Genomic DNA, 11,860 nt, shown 5'->3' on the forward strand with positions numbered 1-11,860 from the left:
AAAGCGTCAAAAAGAAAAACATTTAACCCATTGTTTTTAAAGAACATAAAAAGGTGCAAAAGTGATATTCCAAAAGATTGCCCGCTTACTTAAATCTGAAATTAATGGTAATACATGGCATGTCGGCGATTTGTTACCATCAGAAGCTGAGTTGTCACTTCATTATAATGTTTCTCGTAATACCTTACGAAAGGCATTAAGTGTGCTTGAAAACGATGGGATCATTCAAAGAAAGCATGGATCAGGTACATATATTCACAAAAAGAATTTTACGGCACATATCGATCATATGAATAGCTTCAGCGAGATTGCTCACAAGGGGGGGAAAGAAGCGGGAAGCAAGATTATGAAATTTGAATTACAGAATGCCTCGCCCGTCATTGCCAATGAGTTGAGTCTGTCGCAGGGCCAACCAGTCTATTACATCAAAAGACTGCGGTTTATTGAAAACAATGCCGCGCAATTAGAAGAAACCTGGATGTCAGTAGAGCGATTCCCCGATTTAACGATTTCACATATGCAAAAATCAAAATTTTCGTATATTGAGAACGAATGCGGGATCAAAATTATCGGCACTTTTGAAACCTTCTCACCAACCTTTCCCACACCAGAAATTGCCAGTATTTTGCATATCAGCCCACAGGACCCAATTCTGAAAATTCAGACGCAGGCCGTAGATAGAAATTATATTCCGCTGGATTACTCTCTACTTTATTGCAACATCTTTGAGTTTCAGGTTAAGTACTTCTTCCCTCGATAAATGGCAAAGCACAGAGTATTGATGACACTCTGTGCTTCACGTTTACCCTCTCACCTTCACGGCTTTATGCCAGCGCAAACCAAACACATTAATGTACAGTCCGGCCATAATTAGTAGCGCCCCCAAAAATTGCAGTACGCTTAAGTGCTCATCTAACAATACGGCAGCGCTTGCCAGCCCCACCACCGGCACTAATAATGATAACGGCGCAACACGCCAGGTTTCATAACGTCCGAGCAATGTTCCCCAGATCCCATAACCGACAATTGTCGCGACAAATGCCAGATACATCAGCGAAAAAATGGTTGTCATGTCGATAGTAACCAGACTGTGAATTATTTTCCCGGAACCATCAAGAAGCAGCGATGCAACGAAGAACGGAACAATCGGAATTAATGCGCTCCACACCACCAGCGACATGACCGCCGGACGTGACGAGTGCGACATGATCTTTTTATTGAAGATGTTGCCACACGCCCAGCTAAACGCCGCCGCCAGGGTCAACATAAAACCGAGCATTGCCACATGCTGACCATTCAGGCTGTCTTCAATCAACACCAGCACGCCAAAAATCGCTAATGCAATCCCCGCCAGTTGTTTGCCTTGCAACCGTTCACCGAAAGTAAATGCGCCGATGACGATGGTGAAGAACGCCTGCGCCTGTAATACCAGTGATGCCAGCCCTGCCGGCATACCGTAGTTCAGGGCGCAAAAGAGAAAGGCAAACTGCCCAAAACTGATAGTAAGGCCGTATCCCAACAGCAGATTAAGCGGTACTTTAGGTCGCGATACAAAAAAAATTGCCGGGAAAGCCACCAACAGAAAGCGTAAACCGGCCAGCATCAACGGCGGCATATTGTGAAGCCCCACTTTGATGACCACAAAATTGAGTCCCCATACCACAACGACTAATAGCGCCAACAACCCATCTTTTCGCGACATTCTACGGCCTCTGAATGTTGATCTTTTGTCAGTACTCAACTTAACGGAATTTACTTTTCTTTAACAGTTGATTTATTAATAACCGCCTGCGACGGAATTAATCGCCAAATAAGTCGCTATACTTCGGATTTTTGCCATGCTATTTCTTTACATCTCTAAAGCAAAACATTGCGAAACGCACTGCCGGATAGCCCAATGAACTTATCCTTGAGACGCTCCACCTGCTCCCTCCTCATTTCGTCGTTGTTATTAACCATCGGGCGCGGCGCCACACTGCCGTTTATGACCATCTATTTGAGCCGCCAGTACGGTCTGAGTGTCGATCTGATTGGTTATGCAATGACGATTGCACTCACTATTGGCGTCGTTTTTAGCCTTGGCTTTGGCATCCTGGCGGATAAGTTCGACAAAAAACGCTATATGGTGCTGGCAATTGTTGCCTTCGGCAGCGGTTTTATTGCTATTCCTTTAGTACATAATGTCTCGCTGGTGGTACTGCTTTTTGCCCTGATTAACTGCGCTTATTCCGTTTTTGCGACCGTACTGAAGGCCTGGTTTGCCGATAATCTTTCATCCACCAGTAAAACGAAGATCTTTTCGATCAACTACACCATGCTGAATATTGGCTGGACTATCGGCCCACCACTCGGCACATTGCTGGTCATGCAGAGTATCAATTTGCCCTTTTGGCTGGCAGCCATCTGTTCCGCTTTTCCCGTGCTTTTCATCCAAATTTGGGTTAAACGCAGTGAGAAAATAATCGCCGCCGGGACGAATAGTGTCTGGTCGCCAAAGGTTTTGTTACAGGATAAAGCCCTGTTGTGGTTCACCTGCTCCGCCTTTCTGGCTTCTTTTGTAGGCGGGGCTTTTGCATCATGTATTTCCCAATATGTGATGGTGATTGCCGACGGCGATTTTGCCGAAAAGGTGGTTGCGGTCGTTCTTCCGGTAAATGCTGCGATGGTAGTTACGCTACAATATTCTGTGGGCCGCCGCATTAATCCGGCCAACATCCGCATATTGATGACCGTTGGCACACTCTGTTTTGTTGTCGGTCTGGCTGGTTTTGCCTTCTCAGGCAACAGCCTGCTACTTTGGGGAATATCTGCTGCAATATTTACGGTTGGTGAAATCATTTATGCCCCTGGCGAATATATGCTGATTGACCATATTGCGCCGCCCGGCATGAAAGCCAGCTATTTTTCTGCTCAATCATTAGGCTGGTTGGGCGCCGCCGTTAACCCATTGGTAAGCGGCGTGGTCCTCACCACTCTGCCATCATCTTCTCTGTTTGCCATCTTGGCATTGGCGATCATTGCCGCATGGTTGCTGATGTTAAAAGGCATTCGCACCAGCCTCTGGAGACAACCCGTTCTTTGTTAACGGACGTGCCGTGCCACGCTGGCACGGCTGTTTTTCTGCAGCAAAGACGGTGTTTTTCACCCACATTTTTATTATCTCTTTCGCAATAGTGGAAAAACTGCCGTTCTCCGTCCAATTATCCTCTGATTCATTCTTTGTTTAGGTTACCTCTGCTAATATCTTTCTCATTGAGAGATATTAAGGTAAGCGAGGAAACACACCACACCATAAACAAACGGAGGTATATCATGCTGGGTAATATGAATATTTTTATGGCCGTACTGGGAATTATTTTATTTTCTGGTTTTCTGGCCGCGTATTTCAGCCACAAATGGGATAACTAATGAACGGAGATAATCCCTCAACTAATCGGCCCCTTGCTGCAGTTATGCACAAGGGGCCTGATTTTTATGACGGCGAAAAAAAACCGCCAGTAAACTGGCGGTAAATGCTTGCATGGATAGATTTGTGTTTTGCTTTTACGCTAACAGACAATTTCTTGCACTGATAACGCACTGTCGACACAGTAACATCACTTTTCTCAATAGATGTTAAACAGCGCAAAACTAGCCGTTAAACGCGTGAAATAACATCCTGTTTGTTGATAAACATGCAACGATTCCTGCCGGTCTGTTTACCTTCGTACATTGCTCTGTCTGCCCGTCCAATAACCACATCCAGTGGCTCTTCAGGAAATGCGCGACTCACACCCGCAGTCACTGTTATATTTATATGCCCACCAGGATGCGCTATCGCATGGTTATCGACTAACTGACAAATACGAACCCCGGCGCGACACGCTTCATCATCATTTTGCGCTTTGATGATAATAATAAACTCTTCACCGCCATAGCGATAAACTGTTTCGTAATCACGCGTCCAGTTGGCCAGAGACGTCGCCAGTGTACGTAATACCACATCACCTGTTAAATGCCCGTAGGTATCATTCACCAATTTAAAACGGTCTATATCCAGAAGCATTAAATAGAGATTCAGTGGTTCGGCATTACTCAATTGATAATCAAAGGATTCATCAAGAACCCGACGGCCAGGCAATCCTGTCAGAACATCCATATTACTGCGGATGGTCAGAAGATAAATTTTGTAATCTGTCAATGTCGCCGTAAAAGAAAGCAACCCTTCCTGAAATTTTGCAAAATGAGCTTCCTGCCAGCGATTTTCGATAATAGCCAACATTAATTCCCGACCACAGTCATGCATATGTTGGTGGGCAGAATTCATTAACCGAACGTAAGGTAATTCATCATTATCGAGTGGCCCCAGGTGCTCAATCCACTGACCAAATTGACACAACCCATGAGAATGGTTATCCGTAATTTCTGGTTTACTGGCATCTCTTGCGACGACGCTGTGAAACATATTTACCAGCCACTGGTAATGGGCATCGATAGCTTTATTAAGATCTAACAAGATGGCATCGATTTCCGTTGTCTTCTTGATCATTGCCACTCCTTTTTCACCGTTCCTTGTGTGCGCTATTCTAACGAAAGAAAAGAAAACTTATGTCAATATTTTCATAGATACACCTTTAATGGCGCACTCAAAAGTTAACACCGTGATTTAAAACAAATCTGGTAGAAAAAAAGTGATTAATTCTCACCTTATTGGCAAGGTGCGATCTTTTCATGCCATGTTAGAGGGTAAATACAGGCCGCATTCTTTCTGGCAAATTTGTGTGCCAGCAAGCGTTCCTGCTGACACACAATATCCAATTTAACCGTTCAGCCCGCGATGTTGCAGCATCGGCGTAATATGGGGGGCTTTACCGCGCCAGTGGCGATACAAGCGTTCTAAATCTTCGCTATTGCCTCTGGAGAGGATAGCTTCACGAAAACGTTGCCCATTCTCACGCGTTAAACCGCCCTGCTCGACAAACCATTGATAACCATCGTCTGCCAACATTTGCGTCCACAAATAAGCGTAATAACCTGCCGCATATCCGCCGCCAAAAATGTGAGCGAAATAACTGCTGCGATAACGTGGCGGTACCGCGGGAAGCTCCATATTTTCTGCTACCAGCGCCCGTCGTTCAAAATCATCCACATCCTGTATGGCTTCATTTTCCTGCAAACAGTGCCAACGCATATCGAGAAGTGCGGCGCTTAATAGCTCGCTCATCTCATAGCCTTTATTGAACAGGCTGGCATTGCGCATTTTCTGTTGCAACTCTTCTGGCATGGCTTTCCCTGTCTGATAATGACGGGCATAGCGAGCAAAAACCTGCGGATGCATTGCCCAGTGTTCGTTGATTTGCGAAGGGAATTCAACAAAATCACGTGGCGTGTTAGTCCCCGAAAGCGTGGCATAACGCTGGCAGGCAAACAGGCCATGCAGAGTATGACCAAATTCATGGAATAAAGTAATAACATCATCCCATAATAATAAAGCGGGTTCACCGACGGCAGGTTTCTGATAATTGCAGACGTTGTAAATCACCGGTCGCGTTTCATTGAGCGTGGATTGCTCAACAAAATTGCCCATCCACGCGCCACCGCTTTTTGAATCACGGGCGAAGAAATCACCATAAAATAGCGCCAGCCCCACGCCATTATGATCAAAAATTTCCCACACGCGTACATCGGGATGATAGACAGGAATATCAAAACGTTCGACAAACTTGATGCCAAAAAGCTGATTAACGGTCCAGAATACACCTTCATTCAACACCGTGTTTAATTCGAAATAAGGTTTGATCTGGGCTTCATCGAGATCGAATCTCTCGCGTCGTACCTGTTCAGCATAGAATGCCCAATCCCAGGGCTGAGCGCGAAATTCATCTTGTTGCTGATCGATAATCGCCTGAATTGATGCCAGTTCATCGTCCGCCCGTTTACGCGCCGCCGGAACAATTTCACGCATAAAATTGAGTGCCGCTTCTGGCGTTTTTGCCATCTGGTCGGCAATTTTCCACGCAGCATAATGGGGGAAACCAAGTAATTTCGCCTGTTGAGCCCGAATTTCCACCAGCCGTTGAATAATAGCGCGGGTATCATTGGCGTCATTTTTTTCAGCCCGCGTCCAGCCTGCAGTAAACAGTTTTTCACGCGTCTGGCGATCGCGTAGTTCGGCAAGGGCCGGTTGTTGTGTGGTATTCAACAACGGGATGAGCCATTTGTTATCCAGGCCTTTCTCGCGCGCCGCCTCTGCCGCCAGCGCAATATCTTGCTCGCTCATTCCCGCCAGTTGTTGAACATTATCAACCACCAGACCGCCGGATTTGTTCGCAGCTAATAGCCGCTGATTAAACTGGCTGGTTAGCGTCGCCGCTTCGGTATTCAGTACTTTTAATTTTGCTTTATCGGCTTCATCCAGTCTGGCTCCGGCAAGGACAAAACGTTGATGAATAACGTCAACCAGACGGACAGATTCACTATCAAGACCTGACGTTTCGCGCCGCTGCCAGACAGCGTCAACCCGAGCAAATAATTCGCCATTGAGGTAGATGTCATTAGCCAGTTCTGCCAGTTCCGCCGAGAACTGTTCGTCGAGACGCTGTAATTCATCATTGGTATGCGCCGAAGTCATGGCAAAGAAGACGCTGGTAACACGAGTGAGTAATTCCCCGCTCTTTTCAAGAGCCAGGATTGTGTTATTAAAATCTGGCGTCTGTGGATTTAAAGCTATCTCCTCTATCTCAATCCGCTTTTGCCGCATCCCTTCGTCGAAGGCCGGGCGATAGTGGTTATTCTCAATCAGATCAAAACGGGGAGCCATATATGGCAGAGTGCTCTGCGCAAGGAAAGGATTCGTCGTTGACATTTTCTACTCCTGAAAACGAGGTGTTTCATAGCGTAGGCTTCCTGATAACAGAGTGCAATCTTGCAACCAGTATTACCCGCAGGCAAACATCACGTGCTATGTTAGTTACACACAAAAAGCGTTGAGGAACAGTGAGATGATCGTTTTAGTAACGGGAGCAACAGCAGGTTTTGGTGAATGCATTACTCGTCGTTTTATTCAACAGGGCCATAAAGTTATTGCCACAGGCCGCCGTCATGAACGGTTGCTGGAATTAAAAGATGAGCTGGGAGATAACCTTTATATTGCACAGCTTGATGTCCGTAACCGCGCCGCCATTGAAGAGATGCTGACATCGCTCCCTGTCGAGTGGCGTAATATTGATATTCTGGTAAACAATGCCGGCCTGGCGTTGGGTATGGAACCTGCGCATAAAGCGAGTGTTGACGACTGGGAGACCATGATCGATACCAACAATAAAGGCCTGGTATATATGACGCGTGCCGTGCTACCGGGTATGGTTGAGCGTAATCGTGGTCATATTATTAATATTGGCTCCACTGCGGGTAGCTGGCCATATGCCGGCGGCAACGTCTATGGCGCGACAAAGGCATTTGTTCGTCAATTCAGTCTGAACCTGCGTACTGACCTGCACGGCACCGCTGTTCGTGTTACCGACATTGAACCGGGTCTGGTTGGCGGCACCGAATTCTCAAATGTTCGCTTTAAAGGCGATGACGATAAAGCAGAAAAGACTTACCAAAACACCGTCGCACTGACGGCTGAAGATGTTACCGAAGCAGTCTGGTGGGTAGCTACCCTGCCTGCGCATGTCAACATTAACACGCTGGAGATGATGCCAGTAACGCAAACCTATGCCGGACTGAATGTCCATCGGCATTAATTTTTATACCCGGCTTAATCGCCGGGTTATTGCTTGTGACAAAAAAGTGGTAGACTCATGCAGTTAACCCACTCATAAGCAAGAACGCATGACCGTCGAAACGCAACTAAACCCCACACAGCCTGTCAATCAGCAAATTTATCGTATTCTTCGCCGTGACATTGTGCATTGTCTGATTGCACCAGGTACGCCGTTGTCGGAAAAAGACGTCTCTGTTCGTTTCAATGTGTCGCGCCAGCCGGTTCGTGAAGCCTTCATTAAACTGGCTGAAAACGGTCTGATTCAAATTCGTCCGCAGCGTGGCAGCTACGTCAATAAAATCTCTATGGCCCAGGTACGCAACGGCAGCTTTATCCGCCAGGCCATTGAGTGTGCAGTAGCCCGCCGGGCGGCAACCATGATTACCGAAAGCCAGTGCTATCAACTGGAGCAAAATCTTCACCAGCAGCGTATTGCTATTGAACGTAAGCAACTGGATGATTTTTTTGAACTTGATGATAACTTTCATCAAATTCTGACCCAGATCGCCGATTGTCCGCTCGCCTGGGACACGATTGAAAACCTGAAGGCGACCGTTGATCGGGTGCGCTATATGAGTTTCGACCACGTTTCGCCGCCAGAAATGCTGCTACGCCAACACATGGATATTTTTGCTGCCCTGCAAAAACACGATGGCGATGCGGTAGAGAAAGCAATGACATTGCACTTGCAGGAGATCAGCGAGTCAGTACTACAGATCCGTCAGGAAAATAGCGACTGGTTCAGCGAAGAGTAATTTATTTCCTCTCATCCCATTCGGGGTGAGAGCCCATCCCCTTCTTCTGGTTCATGCAAGCATCAAAAAAGATGTGAACTTGATCATAAACAAAAAATAATTCACTCGACAGGAGTATTTATATTGCGCCCGTTACGTGGGCTTCGACTGTAAATCAGAAAGGAGAAAACACCTATGACGACCTACGATCGTAACCGTAACGCAATCACCACTGGCAGCCGTGTTATGGTTAGCGGCACCGGTCACACTGGCAAGATCCTGTCGATTGATACCGAAGGTCTGACCGCAGAGCAAATTCGCCGCGGTAAAACCGTTGTTGTTGAAGGTTGCGAAGAAAAACTCGCTCCTCTGGACTTGATTCGTCTCGGCATGAACTAATCGTGTGAATGCCGCCGAAGGCGGCATTGCTTTTTTTACTTCACAGAATATTTCGCCACCGTCGCTTTTGCCCCATCGGCTAATAAAGCCAGGTACGCTTCCGTCACTTTATCGATAAATAAAACATTGTCTGGCAAATCGTTGCCAAATATCGCCTCAATTGCCATCAATGCCTGTACGCGAGCTTCTCCTTCCTCACTGTTTTGTACGGCCTGTTGAATCACGGGTAATAACGGTTCGCTGATCTCAATCGAATTGCCCTGCTCATCTACGCCACCGACATAACGCATCCAGCCAGCGATACCTAACGCCAGCAGATCAAACGCGCTGCCATGTGCTAAATGCCAGCGTACAGAATCCAGCATACGCTGCGGCAGTTTCTGGCTGCCATCCATCGCTATCTGCCAGGTCCGGTGACGTAACGCCGGGTTGCTGTAGCGTGCAATTAATCGATTAGCATAATCTTGCAAATCCACGCCCTGTACCTTCAACGTTGGCGCCTGCTCCTGCAACATCAAGGCATGTGCCGCGTGACGATAATTTTCATCTTCCATGCAATCGTTAATGTGTTGATAACCGGCCAGATATCCCAGATAAGCCAGGAATGAATGGCTGCCGTTGAGCATACGTAGTTTCATCTCTTCATAAGGCAGCACATCTCTAACCAGTTCGGCGCCTGCTTTTTCCCATTCAGGGCGTCCGGCGACAAAACTATCTTCAATGACCCACTGACGAAAAGGTTCACAAGCCACGCCCGCCGGATCGCGTACGCCAGTAAGTTGTTCAAGTTTATCCAGCGTTTCTGCCGTTACTGCAGGCACAATACGATCTACCATCGTTGACGGAAACGTCACATTTTCTTCAATCCATTGTGCCAGTTTTTCATCAATAGCACGCGCATAAGACGTGACAACGTCACGCATAACATGACCATTTTCTGGCATGTTATCGCATGACATCACGCTAAACGCGGGTAATCCGGCGGCTTTACGGCGCGCCAGCGCCTCAACAATGACACCTACCGCGGTTTTTGGCTGGTGGGGATTTTGCAGATCGGCGGCCACCATCGGATGGTCTAACATTAATTCTCCCGTCGCCGGAGAGTGGAAATACCCTTTTTCGGTAATTGTCAGAGAAACGATGGCAATTTGCGGTTCGCACATGGCGAGCAACACGGCTTCTAAGCCATCCATTTGCACATGCAGGGCTTTTTTCACGACGCCAACGACACGAGCGGTCCAGGCATCTGCAGACATCTCCGCAACAGTATAGAGATTATCTTGCTGATTTAGATCAGCAATTTGCTGTTCGCCACCAATTAAGTTGACCTCATAATACCCCCAATCACTAAAATGTTCAGCGGCAAGAATATCGGCATAAACCCCCTGATGTGCGCGGTGAAATGCGCCAAAACCTAAATGAACAATTCGCGGTATCAGATTATTGCGATCATAGACAGGGAGTGTAGCTTTTGCTGATAACAAATTATTTCCCATGACAATTCCCTTAAATTTAATATGGCAAGCTAAAAAGTTTGTTATATGAATAAAAAAATCCCTCCTCACTAAGAGAAGGGATTCAGGATTTACAGACTTCTTGAAGGCTGCACTGCATTTATGATGTTTGGTTGATCCTCCGCTGCATCTTCCAGCGCACTTAAATCACGGTCTTTAACTTCTGGCATTTTCAGCGCAGAAATTAAACCTATAGCCGAATAAGCCATAATCATGACTGCAATTGGATACCAGGATTCAGTCATGGTGCAGAAAATACCTGCAAGAATAGGGCCAAAACCTGAGGCAATAAGACCACCGATTTCTTTTGATATTGCCATTCGGGTAAAACGATTTTTACAGCCGAACATTTCTGCCATGGTAATATTTTCCAGAGCAAACAATCCCAACACCGCACAGTTATGAATCACAATCAATGCAACCATGATGGTGCCTGGGGCATAGCTTTTATCGACAATAATAGACAACATCGGCCACGCCAGTACAATTGCTGAAGTATTCATAATAATATAAGGAATACGGCGGCCAATTCTATCGGACAACCATCCCAGGAAAGGAATCGTCATAAAGCCGATAATTGAGCTGATCATTAAGGCATCTGTCGGAATCGCTTTATTAAACAGCAGTGTTTGTACTAAATAACCTGCGAGGAAAGTCTGAATTAAGCCAGAGTTACCCGCCTGCCCAAAACGTAAGCCCGTTGCCAACCAGAAAGATTTACTTTGGAACATACTGCCAGATGGCACAGCTTTTGGCGCAGGTTGTTGACTATCATTCACCTTCTCAAAGACTGGGCTCTCTTTCAGATTCATACGCAACCAAATAGCAAATATCATTACCACTACGCTGGCGAGGAATGGTATACGCCATCCCCATGCCAATAGTTCTTCTTTGCTGAGGATAAAGAACATAAAGGCCCAGATTGCCGTTGCACTCAAGGTACCGCAGTTAGTACCCATTGCCACAAACGAGGAGATAATCCCGCGTTTTCCTTTTGGGGCATACTCAGCAAGCATAGTACCGGCACCAGAAATTTCCGCCCCAGCACCCAGCCCCTGAATAATACGTAGCGTCACCAGCAAAATGGGGGCAAAAACGCCGATTTGTGCGTAGGTCGGCAACACGCCAATTAAAGTGGTACAGATTCCCATCATGGTGATGGTAATAAAAAGCACTTTTTTACGCCCTATTCTGTCGCCCATTTTGCCGAAAATAAATGCTCCGACAATACGTGCCACATATCCTGCACCGTAGGTTCCCATTGCCAGAATTAACGCCATTGCAGTTGATGATTCTGGGAAAAATATTTCATGGAACACTAACGCAGCGCCGAGTGAATATAACTGGAAATCCATAAACTCAAGTGCAGTGCCTAACCATCCTGATACGGCAGCCTTCACCAAATCCTTAGTGCTTCTTTCGTGTTTTTCTATTGTCATAATGGATATCTCTAAAAAAGAGGTAAG

12 protein-coding genes are annotated in these 11,860 nt (G+C 46.5%); 7 read left to right on the top strand and 5 right to left on the bottom strand.

Features of this window, described 5'->3' with window-relative positions:
* The first annotated feature begins 61 nt into the window (after positions 1-61).
* The gene (locus tag PS053_RS02890; protein WP_000577187.1) at positions 62-760 is read left to right on the top strand and encodes a GntR family transcriptional regulator; all 699 of its coding nucleotides are present in this window, start codon (positions 62-64) and stop codon (positions 758-760) included.
* A 42-nt stretch (positions 761-802) separates the two neighbouring features.
* Here the strand turns inward: PS053_RS02890 and eamA are convergent, their stop codons facing one another.
* A complete protein-coding gene (gene eamA, locus PS053_RS02895; protein ID WP_256878980.1) occupies positions 803-1,702 on the bottom strand; it encodes an O-acetylserine/cysteine exporter in 900 nt (299 codons plus the stop codon).
* Between the two features lie 195 nt (positions 1,703-1,897).
* Here eamA and ydeE point away from each other — a divergent pair, with 195 nt between their 5' ends.
* The 3 genes from ydeE to PS053_RS02910 all read left to right on the top strand — a co-directional run bounded on the left by ydeE (position 1,898) and on the right by PS053_RS02910 (position 3,512).
* Positions 1,898-3,085, top strand: a complete 1,188-nt coding sequence (gene ydeE, locus PS053_RS02900; protein WP_256878979.1) for an efflux MFS transporter YdeE — start codon at positions 1,898-1,900, stop codon at positions 3,083-3,085.
* A gap of 227 nt (positions 3,086-3,312) precedes the next feature.
* The gene (gene mgtS / locus PS053_RS02905) at positions 3,313-3,408 is read left to right on the top strand and encodes a protein MgtS (RefSeq protein ID WP_000901363.1); all 96 of its coding nucleotides are present in this window, start codon (positions 3,313-3,315) and stop codon (positions 3,406-3,408) included.
* Positions 3,408-3,512: a hypothetical protein gene (locus PS053_RS02910; RefSeq protein ID WP_212741656.1), complete on the top strand. Its 105-nt coding sequence runs from the start codon at positions 3,408-3,410 to the stop codon at positions 3,510-3,512. The genes mgtS and PS053_RS02910 overlap by 1 nt, the downstream gene beginning before the upstream one ends.
* Before the next feature lie 125 nt (positions 3,513-3,637).
* Here the strand turns inward: PS053_RS02910 and PS053_RS02915 are convergent, their stop codons facing one another.
* Together PS053_RS02915 and dcp are read right to left on the bottom strand one after the other, a co-directional pair.
* Positions 3,638-4,528 carry a diguanylate cyclase gene (locus PS053_RS02915; protein WP_000592790.1) on the bottom strand — a complete coding sequence of 297 codons (891 nt, stop codon included), beginning with the start codon at positions 4,526-4,528 and terminating at the stop codon, positions 3,638-3,640.
* A gap of 270 nt (positions 4,529-4,798) precedes the next feature.
* Positions 4,799-6,844, bottom strand: a complete 2,046-nt coding sequence (dcp, locus tag PS053_RS02920; protein ID WP_256878978.1) for a peptidyl-dipeptidase Dcp — start codon at positions 6,842-6,844, stop codon at positions 4,799-4,801.
* Between the two features lie 136 nt (positions 6,845-6,980).
* On the opposite strand from dcp, the gene ydfG reads away from it, so the two are divergent.
* The 3 genes from ydfG (at position 6,981) to ydfZ (ending at position 8,880) form a co-directional block, all read left to right on the top strand.
* Positions 6,981-7,727: a bifunctional NADP-dependent 3-hydroxy acid dehydrogenase/3-hydroxypropionate dehydrogenase YdfG gene (ydfG, locus tag PS053_RS02925; protein WP_002462120.1), complete on the top strand. Its 747-nt coding sequence runs from the start codon at positions 6,981-6,983 to the stop codon at positions 7,725-7,727.
* An 88-nt stretch (positions 7,728-7,815) separates the two neighbouring features.
* Positions 7,816-8,502 carry a DNA-binding transcriptional regulator rspR gene (gene rspR / locus PS053_RS02930; protein WP_000215537.1) on the top strand — a complete coding sequence of 229 codons (687 nt, stop codon included), beginning with the start codon at positions 7,816-7,818 and terminating at the stop codon, positions 8,500-8,502.
* Between the two features lie 174 nt (positions 8,503-8,676).
* On the top strand, positions 8,677-8,880 hold the full coding sequence (gene ydfZ, locus PS053_RS02935; protein WP_000214712.1) for a putative selenium delivery protein YdfZ: 204 nt from the start codon (positions 8,677-8,679) through the stop codon (positions 8,878-8,880).
* A 35-nt stretch (positions 8,881-8,915) separates the two neighbouring features.
* Here ydfZ and PS053_RS02940 read toward each other — a convergent pair whose 3' ends face one another.
* Positions 8,916-10,376, bottom strand: a complete 1,461-nt coding sequence (locus PS053_RS02940) for a mannitol dehydrogenase family protein (protein ID WP_256878977.1) — start codon at positions 10,374-10,376, stop codon at positions 8,916-8,918.
* 89 nt (positions 10,377-10,465) lie between these two features.
* A complete protein-coding gene (gene ydfJ / locus PS053_RS02945; RefSeq protein ID WP_000151238.1) occupies positions 10,466-11,833 on the bottom strand; it encodes an MHS family MFS transporter YdfJ in 1,368 nt (455 codons plus the stop codon).
* Positions 11,834-11,860: the final 27 nt, after the last annotated feature.

It is taken from the genome of Escherichia albertii, assembly GCF_028622335.1.
In the GTDB taxonomy this organism is placed as follows: Bacteria; Pseudomonadota; Gammaproteobacteria; order Enterobacterales; family Enterobacteriaceae; genus Escherichia; species Escherichia albertii.